The organism is Delftia sp. DS1230 (assembly GCF_040112715.1).
Classification (GTDB): Bacteria; Pseudomonadota; Gammaproteobacteria; order Burkholderiales; family Burkholderiaceae_C; genus Comamonas; species Comamonas tsuruhatensis.
The window spans coordinates 779,914-795,487 of sequence record NZ_CP157763.1 but is presented as its reverse complement, the minus strand read 5'-3'; the positions used below and the strand labels follow the sequence as shown (position 1 = coordinate 795,487).

Here is a 15,574-nt window from a genome sequence, read left to right as displayed (position 1 = left end):
TACCCGAGATTAAGTCCAGCCCCGCCCAAACGCATAAGACGGCCTCGATATTTCCTATGCGGGCTGCCATATATCCTTGCCAAAAACAAGGGTAAACCCGCAACAAAAGTGTGGATTGCAGCGGTTCAGGGTTCAAAAGCTATGCACAGCCCTCACTCGTGCTCGGCCGGCTCCAGAGGCTTGGGCCGCACATCCTCATCGTCGCCCAGCTGCGAGAAGATCATGGTCGAGGCCAGCGTCACCGCGCCCATGCAGACGAAGGTGGCGCGGAAGGCATTGAGGGTGTGCTGCGGCGTGTCGCCGCCGAACCATTCGCTGAAACCGGCCAGCACCGCACCTGCGGCGGCCACGCCCATGCCCATGGCCAGCATCTGCACCATGGACAGCAGGCTGTTGCCGCTGCTGGCGTTGCCGGCATCGAGGTCCTTGAGCGTGACGGTGTTCATGGCCGTGAACTGCATGGAGTTGGTGGCGCCGAAGATCAGCAGCTGGACGATGACCACCCACAGCGGCAGCGCCGTGGAGACCGTGCCGAAGCTGGCGATCATCAGCGACAGCACCAGGGTGTTGCCCATGAGCACGCGGCGGTAGCCGATGCGCTGGATGAGGGTGGTGGTCTGGCGCTTCATGGCCATGCTGGCCAGCACCGTGGGCAGCATCATCATGCCGGCCTGCAGCGGCGAAAAGCCCAGGCAGACCTGCAGCACCAGCGGGATCAGGAAGGGCATGCAGGAGCTGCCCAGGCGCGAGAACAGGTTGCCCAGCAGGCCCACGCGCAGGCTGCGCACGGCAAACAGCTCGGGAGCGAACAGCGGGTCGGGCCGGCGCAGCGCGTGCAGCCAGTAGGCGGCCAGGCTGGCCAGGCCGAAGATCAGCAGCACGAAGACCATGGCGCCGTGGATGCCCTTGCCCGACATGCTGTCCAGCGCCAGCGACACGGCCACCATGCCGAAGGCCAGCAGCGCATAGCCCACGCCGTCGAAGCGCTTGACGGCAAAGCGGTCGCCCACCGGCATGAAGCGCAGCGTGGCGGCCAGGCCGATCAGGCCCACGGGCACGTTGACCAGGAAGATCCAGTGCCAGCTCACGTACTCCACCATCCAGCCGCCCAGCGTGGGTCCGATCAGTGGCCCGACCAGGCCGGGGATGGCCACGAAGCTCATGGCCTTGAGGAACTGCTCGCGCGGAAAGGCGCGCAGCACGGCCAGCCGGCCCACGGGCATGAGCAGCGCACCGCCCATGCCCTGCAGCACGCGTGCGGCCACCATCAGCTGCAGGTTGGGAGCAATCGCGCACAGCACCGATCCCAGCACGAACAGCGCAATCGCCCACAGGTAGACGCGCCGCGTGCCGAAGCGGTCGGCCATCCAGCCCGATGCCGGGATCAGCATGGCCATGGTCAGCGAATAGGCGACGATGACGGACTGCATGCGCAGCGGGCTCTCGCCCAGGGCCTCGGCCATGGTGGGCAGCGCGGTGTTGACGATGGTGCCGTCCAGCGTCTGCATGAAAAAGCCGATGGCCACGAGCCATAGGAGCACCGAACGCGAGGAGGATGTGGTGGAGGCGGAAGCGCTTTTGTCTTCAGGAATCATGGCAAGGCAGCAATGCGCAGGCGTTAAAAAACCGCCTGCGCATTGCTGCGCGGCGGTTGGTGGCGTGTTGTGCGGCGGGCTGCTGCGGGCTTCACTGCAGCGCGGCCGACAAGGCTTACACCGAGAAGCTCGATCCGCAGCCGCAGGTGGTGGACGCGTTGGGATTCTTGATCACGAACTGCGCGCCCTGCAGGTCTTCCTTGTAGTCGATCTCGGCACCCACCAGGTACTGGTAGCTCATGGCGTCGATCAGCAGCGACACGCCATTCTTGGTCATGGTCGTGTCGTCTTCGTTGGTGATCTCGTCGAAGGTGAAGCCGTACTGGAAGCCCGAGCAGCCGCCACCTTGCACGAACACGCGCAGCTTCAGGTCAGGGTTGCCTTCCTCGGCGATCAGATCGGCCACCTTGGCAGCTGCGCTGTCGGTGAAGACGATCGGGGTGGGCATTTCGGCGGTGGTGGTTTCGGTGATTTCTGCGACGGCGCTCATGGGGATACTCCGAAGTTCTCAATTGGCCCGAATGGTACAGCAAAGGGCTCGGGAATTCCCGGGGCTGCCGGCTTGACGACAGTGCAAGTGGGGACATTGCCCACTGAATGAGAAAGGTTTGCATCGCCCAGAAAAAAACCGCCGGCAAAGGCGGTTTTTTTCTGGGGAAAGCCCCGGGGGACTTTCCTGCAGTGCCAGCGGATTAACGCTTGGAGAACTGCTTGGCGCGGCGTGCGGAGCGCAGGCCGACCTTCTTACGTTCGACTTCACGAGCGTCACGCGTCACGAAGCCGGCTTGGCTCAGGACGGGCTTGAGCGCTGCGTCATAGTCGATCAGGGCGCGGGTGATGCCGTGGCGGGTAGCGCCGGCCTGGCCGGATTCACCACCACCGTGGACGTTCACTTGAATGTCGAAAGCTTCCAGGTTGCTCGTCAGAGCCAGGGGCTGCTTTGCGATCATGATCGAGGTTTCGCGGCCGAAGTATTCCTGAATGTCCTTGCCATTCACGGTAATCTTGCCGGAGCCCTTCTTCAGGAACACGCGTGCGACGCTGGATTTGCGACGGCCGGTGCCATTGTTCCAATCACCAATCATCTAGGTCTCCTTAGATTTCCAGAGCCTTGGGCTGCTGGGCGGTGTGGGGATGCTCAGCACCGCCGTACACCTTGAGCTTCTTGATCATTGCGTAGCCCAGGGGACCCTTGGGCAGCATGCCCTTGACGGCCTTTTCCAGAGCGCGGCCGGGGAACTTGGCCTGCATGTCGCGGAAGTTGGTGGCAGTGATGCCGCCGGGGAAACCAGAGTGGCGGTAGTACACCTTGTCCAGGTTCTTGGTGCCGGTGACCTTGAGCTTGGAGGCGTTGATGATGACGATGAAGTCGCCGGTGTCAACGTGAGGTGTGTAAATGGCCTTGTGCTTGCCGCGCAGACGGAGTGCCACTTCGCTGGCGACACGTCCGAGCACCTTATCGGTGGCGTCAATCACAAACCACTCGTGTTGCACCTCAGCGGGCTTTGCGCTGAATGTAGACATGAGTTTTCTCTTTCAAGAAAGGTTTGGCGGGCCCTTTTCCGCGGTCGGTGCTTCTTCAAAAAGGAAGCCTCTTAGGCGGGGATGTAAACTTCGCCGCGGGACCCATAAAATCGCTGCGAAGCCCGCCATTATACAAAACTGGCGCAACCGCACCATCCCCCCGATCCGCAAGTCCCCGGCAGCCCTCGCCGCGAGGCGCCAGCGCCGGGCAACCTTGCAGCCGCCATGGGTGTCCACCCGCCAGCGCGGCTGGTTACCATCACGCCTATGTTCAGTTACCGCCACGCCTTCCATGCAGGCAACCATGCCGATGTGCTCAAGCACACCGTGCTGATCGCCACCCTGCAATACCTCCTCCAGAAGGAGGCCGCCCTTACGGTGCTGGACACGCACGCCGGCGCCGGCCTGTACCGTCTGGATGGCGACTATGCCAACAAGAGCGGCGAGGCCGCAGACGGCATCCTGCGCCTGGCCCAGGCCAAGGAGTCCGAGCTGGCCCCGGTGCTGCAGGCCTACATCGCATCGGTGCGTTCCTTCAACCAGGGAGCGCAGCTGCGCAACTATCCGGGCTCGCCGTTCATCATCCAGTCCCTGCTGCGCGTGCAGGAGCGCGACAAGCTCAAGGTCTTCGAGCTGCATCCCACCGACATGCGCTCGCTGGCCGGCAACATTGCCCAGCTCGAAGCGGGCCGCCAGGTGGCCGTGCTGCACGAGGACGGCTTCGAGGGCATCAAGAAATTCCTGCCGCCGCCGTCGCGCCGAGCCCTGGTGCTGTGCGACCCCAGCTACGAGCTCAAGAGCGACTACGCCAAGGTGCTGGACATGGCGGCCGACAGCCTCAAGCGCTTTGCCACAGGCACGTATGCGTTCTGGTATCCGATCATCCCGCGCCCCGAGGCGCACGATCTGCCGCGCCGCCTGAAGACCATGACCACCAAGGCCGGCAGGAGCTGGCTGCATGTGGAGCTCACGGTCAAGAGCAACAAGACCTCGGAGCGCGGCGGCCTGCCGGCCAGCGGCATGTTCCTGATCAATCCGCCGTTCAATCTCAAGGAACAGCTCAAGCCGGCCATGCCGCAGCTGGTCAAGCTGCTCGGTCAGGACGAGAACGCGGCCTTCACGCTCGAATCCGGCGGCTGAGCCCGTTCAGCGCGCGTTCGAGGCCGCAGAGGCCACTGCGGTGGACGAGGCAGCGGCGGGCGCCGCAGCCTTCGCCACCGGCTTGGCGGCAGGGACGGCACGGCTGGCCACGGCCGTGCGTGCATTGGGCCTGGGGGCAGGCGCCTTGGCCTGGACACGCGGACGCACTGGCGCCTTGGCCTGAACCCGGGTCCGTGCCTGTGTTGTCTGTGCCTGTGCCTTGGCCTGCTGCGTCTTCTCGATGGACTTGGCCTTCCTGGCCGTGACCAGGGTTTCGGGGCATTCCTGCTCACCATCGTCGAGCTGCCACAGCTCCACGGGCTTGATGCCCAGGCCGACCATGCCCAGCTCCTGCGCTGCGGCCTGGCTCAGATCGATCACGCGGCCAGGCGCAAACGGCCCGCGGTCGTTGATGCGCACCACCACTGTCTTGCCCGTGGCGGCGCTGCGCACGCAGACGCGGCTGCCGAAGGCAAAGCTGCGGTGCGCGGCCGTCAATTCTTCCTTGTCGAAACGCTCGCCGCTGGCGGTCAGCCGGCCATGCAGGCCCGGGCCATACCAGGAGGCAAGGCCTTGCTGGTCGCTGTCGCGCGAGGGCACGAGGGCGAAGTCGGGATTGGAGGGAGCCTCGGCACTGTCTTCGGGCGAGGCCGACTCGGAGGGCTTGGCATCCGGGGATTTGCTGGCCGGCTGCGCGGCCCGCGATGTGCGGCCACCGCGCTTGCCGGCCGAGGGCACGGCCGCTGGCGTCTGGCCTTCATCCATTGCCGCCGCACCTGCGGTCAGGGCGCCGGACTCGGCATCGCTTTGTGCCACGGGAGCCGGCGCGCAGCCGGCCAGGGTGGCGGTGATGGCGCACATGGCCAGCCAGCGCCAGTGCAGGCGTCGAAAACCACGATCCATGGGCAAAAACCTCCAGGGAACGCCTGACCGTTCCCAAGTTCTAGAGGGTCGCCCGGGGCCGGCGCAGTGGCTGCGCGCTCAAAGGCCCAATCGATCGCAGATTTCCAGCGTGGCGACGCTCTGGTTCATCGTATAGAAGTGCAGCCCGGGAGCGCCCTGGCTGCGCAACTGCTCGCATAGACGGGACACGACATCGAGGCCGAAGGCGCGAATGGACGCCGTGTCATCTCCGTAAGCCTGCAGACGCAGGCGGATCCAGCGCGGGATCTCGGCGCCGCAGGCGTCCGAGAAGCGCATCAGCTGCGTAGAGCTGGTGATGGGCATGATGCCGGGAACAACCGGTGCATCAAGCCCCATGCCGCGCGCCGCATCAACGAAACGGCAGTAGGCGTCGGCATTGTAGAAATATTGGGTGATCGCGGAATCCGCGCCAGCGCGCACTTTAGCCGCAAACGCATCCAGATCGGACTGTGGGGATTTCGCCTGCGGATGGACCTCCGGGTAGGCAGCCACCTCGATGTGGAACCAGTCGCCGAACTCGCGGCGGATGAATTCCACGAGATCGCTGGCGTACTGGAATTCGCCACCCAGGCCATAGCCGCTGGGCAGGTCGCCGCGCAGCGCGACGATGCGGCGCACGCCCATGGCCTTCAGCTCCTGCAGTTCGGCGCGCACCTTGTCGTGCGTGGCGCCCACGCAGGAGAAATGCGATGCCGCGCTGACGCCTTCGTTCTGGATGTCACGCACCATGGCGAAGGTGCCCGTCTGCGTGGAGCCGCCCGCGCCATAGGTGACGGAGCAGAACTGGGGCTTGCGCGCATAGAGGTTCTTGCGCACCTGCACATGCTTGGTCGCGCCCTCGGGCGTCTTGGTCGGGAAGAACTCGAAGCTGATCGGAAAGCTCATGTAAGACTCGCTGCTCAGTGTTTCATTCGTTGCGTTTGCGCAGCTTGGCGCGGCCCGGACCGGGCACGCCGAACTCGGTACTGGTGTCGATCACACGCTCGTTGCGCTGCTCGCGCAGCACGGTGCGGGACACGCGCTTAGGCGCGGCCGGCTTAGGAGCGGCCTTCACGGCCGAGCGGGGCTCGTCGTCGTCCTGCGTTTCAGGCTGCTCTGGCTCCTTCACCACGGCCGCCTGCTGGGCATGCACGAAGAATTCGCGGTTGCCGTCGCCGCCTTCGATGGCCGACTCCATCCAGCCCTTGACCTCCAGGCCCAGCTCGCCCAGGCAGGTGCGAATGCGCTGCTCCACCTCGGTGAACAGGGCCGCATCGCGCACGATGCCGCCCTTGCCGACCTGGCCCGGCTGCAGCTCGAACTGCGGCTTGACCAGCATCAGCAGCTGGCCATGCGGCTTGAGCAGGCGCGTGACGGCCGGCAGCACCAGGGTCAGAGAGATGAAGGACAGATCGCCCGTGACGAAGTCGAACTGCGGCGTGATGTCCACGTCGGCAAACTCGGCGCGGCGGCGGCGCTGCGTGGCCACCGTGCCCTCATCGCGCGCCTTGCCCTTGGCCGCGCGCTCGGCCTTGAAGGCCTCGATCTCGTTTTCCTTGGCGTCGTCGCTGTCGTCGTAGTCTTCGTCAACCACGCCGCCGTTGCGCATCCAGGCATAGGGCGCCACGGGCTGGGTGTCGTTGTCGTCGGGATCTTCCTCCCAGCGTTCGGACAGCACTTCCTCGCAGGCCTCCTGCAAGCCCTCGGCCGTCACCGCGCGGGCATTGACGCCTTCGACGCAGATCACGCGCGCATCCGAGCGCAGCCGGTCATGCAGCTGGCCATGGCCCACGTCCACGCCGATGACCTGGGCGGCGCCTGCCTGCAGCAGGCAGTCGGTGAAACCGCCCGTGCTCTGGCCCACGTCCAGGCAGCGCAGGCCGTCCACCGACAGCTTGGTGGCCGCCAGCGCGCCTTCCAGCTTCAGCCCGCCGCGCGAGATGAACCGGGCCTCGGCCCCGTCCAGCAACTGCAGCTCGGCACCTGCGGGAATCTCGTCACCGTTCTTGGCGACCTTCTTCCACGGCGTCAACGGCGTCATGCGCCACTGCACGCCACCCGCAATCAGCCGCTGCGCCTGCGAGCGCGTGGCCGCATGGCCGGCTTCCACCAAAAATACATCTGCGCGCATAGCGTCGCTCCAGGAAATCTCAGTTGACTAATGCCCGAAACCGGCGCGACCCAACTCAGGGACGCCAAGCAAGGGCCGCCCCGCAGCGAGGGCGTCGTCCCCCTCCCCCGCGAAGCGGGTAGAGAGGGGGAAGGCGCGTCAGCGCCTCAGGGGGTGCTTAATACCTATAAGTTTCGGGCTTGTAGGGCCCCTGCTTGCTCACGCCGATATAGGCAGCCTGGCCGTCCGTCAGCTCGGTCAGCATGGCGCCGACCTTCTTCAGGTGCAGGCGGGCAACCTTCTCGTCCAGGATCTTGGGCAGCACGTAGACCTTGCCGACCTCGTAGGCATCGGGCTTGGTGAACAGCTCGATCTGGGCGATGGTCTGGTTGGCGAACGAGGCGCTCATCACGAAGCTGGGGTGGCCGGTGGCGCAGCCCAGGTTCACCAGGCGGCCCTTGGCCAGCAGGATGATCTTCTTGCCGTCAGGGAAGGTGATGTGGTCCACCTGGGGCTTGATCTCTTCCCACTGGTACTGCTCGATGGAGGCGACGTCGATCTCGTTGTCGAAGTGGCCGATGTTGCAGACGATGGCTTCGTTCTTCATGGCCACCATGTGCTCGTGGCGGATGATGTCGCGGTTGCCGGTGGTGGTCACGAAGATGTCGGCCTTGTCTGCCGCCCACTCCATGGTCACGACCTTGTAGCCTTCCATGGCGGCCTGCAGGGCGTTGATGGGATCGATCTCGGTGACCCAGACCTGGGCCGACAGCGCGCGCAGCGCCTGGGCGCAGCCCTTGCCCACGTCGCCGTAGCCGGCCACCACGGCGACCTTGCCGGCGATCATCACGTCGGTGGCGCGCTTGATGCCGTCCACCAGCGATTCGCGGCAGCCGTAGAGGTTGTCGAACTTGCTCTTGGTGACGGAGTCGTTGACGTTGATGGCGCGGAACTTCAGCGTGCCCTTGGCCGACATCTCGTTGAGGCGGTGCACGCCGGTGGTGGTCTCTTCGGTCACGCCGATGATGTGGGCGCTCTTGCGCGTGTACCAGGTGGGGTCCTGGGCCAGCTTGGCGCGGATGGCGGCAAAGGCGATCTTCTCTTCCTCGGAGGCGGGGTTGTCCAGCACGGACAGGTCCTTTTCGGCGCGCATGCCCAGGTGCAGCAGCATGGTGGCATCGCCGCCGTCGTCCAGGATCATGTTGGGGCCTTCGCCTTCGGTACCGGCGGCGCCGAATTCAAAGATGCGGTGGGTGTAGTCCCAGTAGTCGGCCAGCGATTCACCCTTGATGGCGAACACGGGCGTGCCCGTGGCGGCGATGGCGGCGGCGGCATGGTCCTGCGTCGAGAAAATGTTGCACGAGGCCCAGCGCACGTCGGCGCCCAGGGCCTTGAGCGTCTCGATCAGCACGGCCGTCTGGATGGTCATGTGCAGCGAGCCGGCGATGCGCGCGCCCTTGAGCGGCTGCGCCGCGGCGAATTCCTCGCGCGTGGCCATCAGGCCGGGCATTTCGGTTTCGGCGATCAGGATTTCCTTGCGGCCCCAGGCGGCGAGGGAAATGTCAGCGATGGCCGTGTCGGCGGAAACGGGACGAACAGCAGCGTTCATGGTTTTCTCCAAAAGATGAATGAAAAACCACGTTCTGCGGGAGACGAAAAAAAGCTCACCGCACAGAAAGCGTGGGCGAGCGTCGTTGCAGGTATGACTCCGAGCCTCGCAGACCGCATCTGGTGAATGGGCCTGCTGCAACGCTCCTCGGAGAGGCGCTGATTATACCGATCCCGGGGATGCCTCACCGCCCAGCCCCACAAGCCGGTAGCCCACCTGCAGCTCGGTCACCAGGTGGCGCGGCTGGGCCGGCTCGTCCTCGATCTTCTGGCGCAGATTGGCCATGTGCACGCGCAGGTAATGGGCACGGCCCAGGTATTCGGGTCCCCAGACCTGCAGCAGCAGCTGGCGGTGGGTCATCACACGGCCCTGGGCGGCGATCAGCGCCGCCAGCAGGCGGAATTCGATGGGCGTGAGGTGCACCGGCTGGCCCGCACGCCGCACCTCGTGCGTGGCCAGGTCCACCTGCACCTGGCCGAAGTGCACCTGGCTGGATGCAACTGCGCCGCCTGCGGCCCCCAGTTGCTGGCGGCGGCGCAGCATCACGCGCAGCCGGGCCAGCAGCTCGGGCACACCGAAAGGCTTGACCAGGTAATCGTCTGCGCCGGCGTCCAGGGCGGCCACCTTCTCGTCCTCGCGCTCGCGCGCGGAGAGCACGAGCACGGGCACGGAGGACCATCCGCGCAGCTCGGTGAGAACCTGCTTGCCGTCGGCATCCGGCAGGCCCAGGTCGAGGATGACCAGATCGGGCTGGCGGCTCGCCGCCTCGATCAGGCCCCGGCGCGCGCTGTCGGCCTCGAAGACCTGCCAGCCCTCGTCCTCCAGCACCAGGCGCACGAAGCGGCGGATGCCGGGGTCGTCCTCGATCATCAGGATGCGGTTGGTGGGCGTGCTCATGGCGCAAGACTCTAATCGAGCAATGGCTGCTCCGGCACCGGAAAGCGCAGCGTGAACACGGTGCCGGGGCCTGGGCGCGCGGCAGCGGCCTCGATGCGCCCGCCATGGGCCTCGACAATGCTGCGCACCAGCGCCAGCCCCAGGCCTATGCCCGAGACGGTGGACTCGGCCGTGCCGCGCGTGAAGGGCTCGAACAGCGTCTCCACGGGCAGGTGTGGCGGCAGGCCGGGCCCGCCATCCTGCACGGCCACAAGCACCTCGCCGTCCTGTTCGCGTGCGTGGATGGTCAGCGGCGTGCCGGCCGGCGTGTACTTGGCGGCGTTGTCCAGCAGGTTGACCAGCACGCGCTCCATGAGCACGGGATCGAGCTGCAGCAGCGGCAGGCTGGCGGGCACGTCGGTGCTCACGGGATGCTCGTGCAGGCGCGCGCGCATCTGGCGCAGCGCGCTGCCGACCACTTCATCCAGCGGCAGCCATTCGCGCTGCAGGTGCACGCCGCCTTGCTGCAGGCGCGCCATGTCCAGCAGGTTCTCCACCAGTCGCTGCATGGCCTGGGCCTGGATGCGGACCTGCTCCAGCATGTCGGCTGCGCCGCCCGGCGGCACATGGCGCTGCGCGGCCTCGGCCGCGCCCAGGATGGTGGTCAGCGGCGTGCGCAGGTCGTGCGAGACGGCCGACAGCAAGGTGTTGCGCATGCGCTCGCCCTCCATGGCGATCTGGGTCTGCTGGGCCACGGCCACGAAGTGCTGACGCTCCAGCGCCAGCGCCACCTGGCTGGCACACGCCTCCAGCAGGCGCTGCTCCTCGGGCACCTCCAGGCGCTGGGGCGCACGCAGTTGCAGCACCAGTACGCCCCGCATGCGCACGGGCGCCGCCAGCGGCACGTAGCGGGCCGGCGCGGCCGGCAACGTGTCCGTGCCCTGGCCGGCCTGCTGACCGTGGTCCATGGCCCAGCGCGCAATGCTGTCGTCCATGGGGCAGGAGCCGCCGCCGGCGGGGCGCAGGCGCTCGTCGGCATCGGGCAACAGCAGCCCGGCCTGGGCGTCGAACACGCCCGAGACCGTGCTCAGCGCAATCTCCACCACCTGCTCCTGCGTGAGCGCGCCCGAAAGGTCGCGCGCCAGCCGCGCCAGGGCGCCCGCGCGCCGCTCGCGCTCGGCCGCCACGCGCGCCTCGTGGCGCAGCCGCGCCATGAGCTGGCCGCAGACCAGGGCCACGCCTAGCATCAGCACGAAGGTGAACAGGTACTGCGTGTCGTTGACATGGAAGGATCCGCGCGGGGGCACGAAGAAAAAGTCGAAGCACAGTACCGACAGCAGCGCCGCCCAGGCGCCCGGGCCACGCCCCCAGCGCAACGAAGACAGCACGACGATGAGCAGGAACAGCATCACCACGTTGGCCGGGTCGAAGATGCGCAGCAGCTGCTCGGCCAGCACCGTGGCGGTCAAGCAGGCCAGGGTCACGCCGGCATAGCCCTTCCAGGGCAGCGGCCTGCGCCGCAGCGGTGCGGCAGGCGCGGCCTCGGTCCGGGCCGCGCTGGAGCCCCCGGAGAGCACCAGCACGTCGATGTCGGGATGCAGCTGGACGATGCGGTCGGGCAGGCTGCGGCCCCACCAGCGCCAGGGCGACCATGCCGGGCGCGGCGGCTGGGCCAGCACCAGGCGGCTGGCGTTGCGCTCGCGCGCGAAGGCAACCAGGGCCTCGGCCACATCGGCGCCCGGCAGCGTGGCCGTCTCGGCCCCCAGGCGCGCGGCCAGGGCCAGGGTCTTGAGCACGGCGGCCTGCACGCTGCGTGGGCGGTGCTGGCGCTGGGGCGCGTCCACGTACACCACCATCCAGCCAGCATCCAGCCGGCGTGCCATGCGCGCCACCTGGCGCACCAGGGCGTCGTCGCCCGCGTGCCCTGCCACGGCCACCAGCAGGCGCTCACGCGCAGGCCAGACCGTGCCTATGGAGCGCTCGCGCCGGTAGTCGCGCATGTCCTCGTCCACGCGGTCGGCCGTGCGGCGCAGTGCCAGCTCGCGCAGCGCCAGCAGGTTGCCGCGCCTGAAGAAGTTGCGCGAGGCCCGCTCGGCCTGCTCCATCATGTAGACCTTGCCGTCCTTCAAGCGGCGCAGCAGCTCGTCGGGCGAGATGTCGACGACGATGACCTCGTCGGCATCGTCGAAGATCTGGTCGGGCACGGTCTCGCGCACCGTGATGCCGACGATGCCGCCCACCACGTCGTTCAGGCTTTCCAGGTGCTGCACGTTGATCGTGGTCCAGACATCGATGCCTGCGTCCAGCAGCTCCTGCACGTCCTGCCAGCGCTTGGGATGGCGTGAGCCTGGCGCATTGCTGTGCGCCAGTTCATCGAGCAGCAGCACGCGCGGACGCCGCGCGAGCGCCGCATCCAGGTCGAACTCGCGCAGCGTCCGTCCCTGGTGCGGCAGCTCGCGCAGCGGCAGTTGCTCCAGGCCATGCAGCTGCTGCGCCGTTTCCTTGCGGCCATGGGTTTCCACGAGTCCCACCAGAACCTCGCGGCCCCCCTGGCGTTCGCGCTGGGCGGCGGCCAGCATGGCGTAGGTCTTGCCCACGCCTGCATTCGATCCGAAGTAGATGCGCAGCTTGCCCCGCCCCTCCTGCGCCCGCTCATGGCGCAGGCGCGCGACCAGGGCGTCGGGATCGGGGCGCGGCAGACCGGGCGGCGCCGGCTCGGCAGAGGACGAAATGGGCATGGTTCTCAGCCTAGCACCAGAGCGTGCCCCCACACTAGAACGCCGCCGACAGCGACAGCACCCAGCCGCTGCGGCCCAGGCTTTGCATCTGGCCTGCCGCATTGGCCGCGCGGTAGTAGCGCGTGTCGGCCGAGGTGCCGGCCCAGGCCAGCGTGGCCGTCCATGGCCCCCAGCTGCGGGCCAGCGAGACGCGCCAGTCGGCGTACGACAGTTCGCTGTAGTTGCGCACCTGCGTGTGGCCGGCATGCAGGCCCAGCACCGCCCAGTCGCCCAGCGGATGCTGGTAGTTCAGGTCCAGATAGCTGCTGCCGCGTGAGCTGCCGCTGCCGGGAAGTGCCTCGGCAAAGGCCGTGGCCGCCGTGCTGTCGCGCAGGCCGAAGTAAGGCGTCAGCGCCAGCGACCATTTGGCGCTGAAGCCGCCGTGGGTGACGCCCAGATAGGCCTCGGTGGTGTCGTAGCGCACGCCGCCGCTGTCATCCCCGCGGGGCACGCGCGCGCCGGGGTAGTTGTAGTGCAGCAGGCCGATGTCGCCCGTCCAGCCCGGCAGCAGCTCGGTGCGCCAGCCGCCGTACAGGTCCAGCTCCAGCGCGCGGCCGTCCAGATAGCTGTGGCGCGACACGCTGGAGCCGGACACGCCCAGGTAGGCGCCACGCGGCAGTGACAGCTCCAGCCCGCCCTGCAGCGCCGGCCCCATCCAGCTTTGCGAGATGCCACGGAAACGGTAGTCGCTGAGCAGCGCCACGCTGCCGGTGAGCGCGTAGGCGGGTGCGGGCGATTGCTGGGCATCGGCACTGGCAGCGTTGACTGGGGAGGTCTCGGCCTGGGCATGGCAGGACGCAGCCGCCAGCGACAACAGTGCAGCCAGCGAGGCACGGGGGAAGAAACGGGGGACGGCACAAGCGGCCGTCATGGAAGAAACGGATTTCATCTTGGTTTTTGTACAGAGAAAGCAAGGCGGTGCCTGCCCGGGCGGGCAGGCTTGCCGCCAAAGATCAGGCCAGGCCGAAAGCCACCAGCAGCATGTCGATCAGCTTGATGCCGATGAAGGGGACGACCAGGCCCCCCAGCCCGTAGACCAGCAGGTTGCGCCGCAGCAGGGCCGAGGCGCCGATGGCGTGGTAGGGCACGCCACGCAAGGCCAGCGGTATCAGGACGATGATGATCAGCGCGTTGAAGATCACGGCGCTCAGGATGGCCGAGCTCGGGCTGGCCAGTCCCATGACATTGAGCGCCGACAGCTGCGGATACGTGCCCACGAAGGCGGCCGGGATGATGGCGAAGTACTTGGCCACGTCGTTGGCCACGCTGAAGGTGGTCAGCGCGCCGCGCGTCATCAGCATCTGCTTGCCGGTCTCCACGACCTCGATGAGCTTGGTCGGGTTGCTGTCCAGGTCCACCATGTTGCCGGCTTCCTTGGCCGCCTGGGTGCCGCTGTTCATGGCCACGGCCACGTCGGCCTGGGCCAGTGCGGGTGCGTCATTGGTGCCGTCGCCGGTCATGGCCACCAGCCGGCCTGCGGCCTGGTGTTCGCGGATCAGGCGCAGCTTGTCCTCGGGCGTGGCTTCGGCAAGGTAGTCGTCCACGCCGGCCTCGGCCGCAATGGCGGCGGCCGTGAGCGGATTGTCGCCCGTGATCATCACGGTCTTGATGCCCATGCGGCGCAGCTCGGCAAAGCGTTCGCGTATGCCGTGCTTGACCACGTCCTTGAGCTCGATCACGCCCAGCACGCGGGCGCCATCGGCCACCACCAGCGGCGTGCTGCCGCGCCGCGACACATCCTCCACCACCTTGAGCATGGCGGGCGGGAACTTGCCGCCCATGGCTTCGACGTGGCGGCGCACGGCGTCGGCCGCGCCCTTGCGCAGGCTGCGCGTGCCGCCGTCGGGCTGCGGCATGTCCACGCCGCTCATGCGCGTCTGGGCCGTGAAGGGCACGAAGACGGCATGCAGGGTTGCCAGGTCACGCTCGCGCAGGCCATGCATTTCCTTGGCCAGCACGACCACGCTGCGGCCCTCGGGTGTCTCGTCGGCCAGTGATGCCAGCTGCGCCGCATCGACCAGCTGCGCGGCCGTCACGCCGGGAGCGGGCAGGAATTCGCTGGCCTGGCGGTTGCCCAGCGTGATGGTGCCGGTCTTGTCCAGCAGCAGCACGTCCACGTCGCCGGCCGCCTCCACGGCGCGGCCCGAAGTGGCGATCACGTTGGCCTGCATCATGCGGCTCATGCCTGCCACGCCAATGGCCGACAGCAGGCCGCCGATGGTGGTCGGGATCAGGCACACCAGCAGGGCGACCAGCACCGTCAGTCCCACGACCTGCCCGCTGCCCGTCAGCTCCACCGCAAAGGCCGAATAGGGCCGCAGCGTGACGATGACCAGCAGGAACAGCAGCGTCAGTCCGACCAGCAAGATGGTCAGCGCCAGTTCGTTGGGCGTCTTGTGGCGGCGGGCCGACTCCACCATGGAGATCATGCGGTCGAGGAAGGACTCGCCGGGGTTCACGGTGATCTGCACCACCAGCCAGTCCGACAGCACGCGCGTGCCGCCGGTGACCGAAGAGAAGTCGCCGCCGGCCTCGCGGATCACGGGGGCCGATTCGCCGGTGATGGCGCTTTCGTCCACCGAGGCCACGCCCTCGATCACCGTGCCGTCCAGCGGTATGGTGTCGCCGGCCTCGACCAGCACCCACATGCCCGAGCGCAGTTCTTCCGCACCCACGGGATGCCAGCGGCTTTGGTAGCTGGCCTGCTCCAGCTTCTTGGCGACCGTGCTGCGCTTCATGCTGCGCAGGCTCGCGGCCTGGGCGCGGCTGCGCCCCTCGGCCAGCGCCTCCGCAAAATTGGCGAACAGCACGGTGAACCACAGCCACAGCGCAATGGCCAGGATGAAGCCCGCAGGCGCCTCGCCCTCGCCCGCCAGGGCCTGGGCCCAGAGCAGGCTGGTGAAGATGGCGCCCAGATAGACCACGAACATCACCGGGTTGCGCCATTGCGCGCTCGGTGCCAGCTTGCGGATGGAGTCACCCAGCGCCTGGCGCACCAGCGAAGGATCGAACAGGGACAAAGCAGTTTTGCGCGACATGG

Annotated in this window: 13 protein-coding genes and 1 riboswitch; of the genes, 1 reads left to right on the top strand and 12 read right to left on the bottom strand. The window is 67.3% G+C overall.

Annotated elements, in window-relative coordinates; all coding sequences use genetic code 11:
• Nucleotides 1-152 precede the first annotated feature (152 nt).
• The 4 genes from mdtD to rplM all read right to left on the bottom strand — a co-directional run bounded on the left by mdtD (nt 153) and on the right by rplM (nt 3,119).
• Nucleotides 153-1,595 (bottom strand): multidrug transporter subunit MdtD, encoded by a 1,443-nt coding sequence (gene mdtD, locus AAN986_RS03555; protein WP_016448457.1) that lies wholly within the window; start codon nt 1,593-1,595, stop codon nt 153-155.
• 115 nt (nt 1,596-1,710) lie between these two features.
• Entirely contained in the window at nt 1,711-2,085 is a 375-nt protein-coding gene (gene erpA, locus AAN986_RS03550) for an iron-sulfur cluster insertion protein ErpA (RefSeq protein ID WP_016448458.1), read from the bottom strand.
• Nucleotides 2,086-2,287: 202 nt separating this feature from the next.
• Nucleotides 2,288-2,680 (bottom strand): 30S ribosomal protein S9, encoded by a 393-nt coding sequence (gene rpsI, locus AAN986_RS03545; RefSeq protein ID WP_012207710.1) that lies wholly within the window; start codon nt 2,678-2,680, stop codon nt 2,288-2,290.
• A 10-nt stretch (nt 2,681-2,690) separates the two neighbouring features.
• The gene (rplM, locus tag AAN986_RS03540; RefSeq protein WP_012207711.1) at nt 2,691-3,119 is read right to left on the bottom strand and encodes a 50S ribosomal protein L13; all 429 of its coding nucleotides are present in this window, start codon (nt 3,117-3,119) and stop codon (nt 2,691-2,693) included.
• 267 nt (nt 3,120-3,386) lie between these two features.
• On the opposite strand from rplM, the gene rlmJ reads away from it, so the two are divergent.
• The gene (gene rlmJ / locus AAN986_RS03535) at nt 3,387-4,259 is read left to right on the top strand and encodes a 23S rRNA (adenine(2030)-N(6))-methyltransferase RlmJ (protein ID WP_017406717.1); all 873 of its coding nucleotides are present in this window, start codon (nt 3,387-3,389) and stop codon (nt 4,257-4,259) included.
• Nucleotides 4,260-4,265: 6 nt separating this feature from the next.
• Here rlmJ and AAN986_RS03530 read toward each other — a convergent pair whose 3' ends face one another.
• The 8 genes from AAN986_RS03530 to kdpB all read right to left on the bottom strand — a co-directional run bounded on the left by AAN986_RS03530 (nt 4,266) and on the right by kdpB (nt 15,572).
• Nucleotides 4,266-5,162 carry a septal ring lytic transglycosylase RlpA family protein gene (locus AAN986_RS03530; protein ID WP_047218458.1) on the bottom strand — a complete coding sequence of 299 codons (897 nt, stop codon included), beginning with the start codon at nt 5,160-5,162 and terminating at the stop codon, nt 4,266-4,268.
• Between the two features lie 78 nt (nt 5,163-5,240).
• Nucleotides 5,241-6,068, bottom strand: coding sequence for a methylenetetrahydrofolate reductase [NAD(P)H] (gene metF, locus AAN986_RS03525; RefSeq protein ID WP_016448461.1), 828 nt, complete (start codon nt 6,066-6,068; stop codon nt 5,241-5,243).
• 22 nt (nt 6,069-6,090) lie between these two features.
• On the bottom strand, nt 6,091-7,293 hold the full coding sequence (locus AAN986_RS03520) for a TlyA family RNA methyltransferase (RefSeq protein WP_016452756.1): 1,203 nt from the start codon (nt 7,291-7,293) through the stop codon (nt 6,091-6,093).
• A 157-nt stretch (nt 7,294-7,450) separates the two neighbouring features.
• Nucleotides 7,451-8,881, bottom strand: coding sequence for an adenosylhomocysteinase (gene ahcY / locus AAN986_RS03515; protein ID WP_016448463.1), 1,431 nt, complete (start codon nt 8,879-8,881; stop codon nt 7,451-7,453).
• Between the two features lie 70 nt (nt 8,882-8,951).
• A riboswitch (S-adenosyl-L-homocysteine riboswitch) is annotated at nt 8,952-9,036 on the bottom strand.
• A 7-nt stretch (nt 9,037-9,043) separates the two neighbouring features.
• Nucleotides 9,044-9,778, bottom strand: a complete 735-nt coding sequence (locus tag AAN986_RS03510; protein ID WP_016448464.1) for a response regulator — start codon at nt 9,776-9,778, stop codon at nt 9,044-9,046.
• Between the two features lie 11 nt (nt 9,779-9,789).
• A complete protein-coding gene (locus AAN986_RS03505; RefSeq protein ID WP_047218457.1) occupies nt 9,790-12,495 on the bottom strand; it encodes a sensor histidine kinase KdpD in 2,706 nt (901 codons plus the stop codon).
• Between the two features lie 34 nt (nt 12,496-12,529).
• Nucleotides 12,530-13,405 (bottom strand): TorF family putative porin, encoded by an 876-nt coding sequence (locus AAN986_RS03500; protein ID WP_047218456.1) that lies wholly within the window; start codon nt 13,403-13,405, stop codon nt 12,530-12,532.
• A gap of 82 nt (nt 13,406-13,487) precedes the next feature.
• Nucleotides 13,488-15,572 (bottom strand): potassium-transporting ATPase subunit KdpB, encoded by a 2,085-nt coding sequence (gene kdpB / locus AAN986_RS03495; protein ID WP_047218455.1) that lies wholly within the window; start codon nt 15,570-15,572, stop codon nt 13,488-13,490.
• Nucleotides 15,573-15,574: the final 2 nt, after the last annotated feature.

Coding starts and splice junctions, on each gene's coding strand:
- rlmJ (WP_017406717.1), top strand. CDS start 3,387: ATGTTCAGTTACCGCCACGCCTTCCATGCAGGCAACCATGCCGATGTG.
- AAN986_RS03520 (WP_016452756.1), bottom strand. CDS start 7,293: ATGCGCGCAGATGTATTTTTGGTGGAAGCCGGCCATGCGGCCACGCGC.
- erpA (WP_016448458.1), bottom strand. CDS start 2,085: ATGAGCGCCGTCGCAGAAATCACCGAAACCACCACCGCCGAAATGCCC.
- rplM (WP_012207711.1), bottom strand. CDS start 3,119: ATGTCTACATTCAGCGCAAAGCCCGCTGAGGTGCAACACGAGTGGTTT.
- metF (WP_016448461.1), bottom strand. CDS start 6,068: ATGAGCTTTCCGATCAGCTTCGAGTTCTTCCCGACCAAGACGCCCGAG.
- kdpB (WP_047218455.1), bottom strand. CDS start 15,572: ATGTCGCGCAAAACTGCTTTGTCCCTGTTCGATCCTTCGCTGGTGCGC.
- ahcY (WP_016448463.1), bottom strand. CDS start 8,881: ATGAACGCTGCTGTTCGTCCCGTTTCCGCCGACACGGCCATCGCTGAC.
- AAN986_RS03505 (WP_047218457.1), bottom strand. CDS start 12,495: ATGCCCATTTCGTCCTCTGCCGAGCCGGCGCCGCCCGGTCTGCCGCGC.
- AAN986_RS03500 (WP_047218456.1), bottom strand. CDS start 13,405: ATGACGGCCGCTTGTGCCGTCCCCCGTTTCTTCCCCCGTGCCTCGCTG.
- mdtD (WP_016448457.1), bottom strand. CDS start 1,595: ATGATTCCTGAAGACAAAAGCGCTTCCGCCTCCACCACATCCTCCTCG.
- AAN986_RS03530 (WP_047218458.1), bottom strand. CDS start 5,162: ATGGATCGTGGTTTTCGACGCCTGCACTGGCGCTGGCTGGCCATGTGC.
- rpsI (WP_012207710.1), bottom strand. CDS start 2,680: ATGATTGGTGATTGGAACAATGGCACCGGCCGTCGCAAATCCAGCGTC.
- AAN986_RS03510 (WP_016448464.1), bottom strand. CDS start 9,778: ATGAGCACGCCCACCAACCGCATCCTGATGATCGAGGACGACCCCGGC.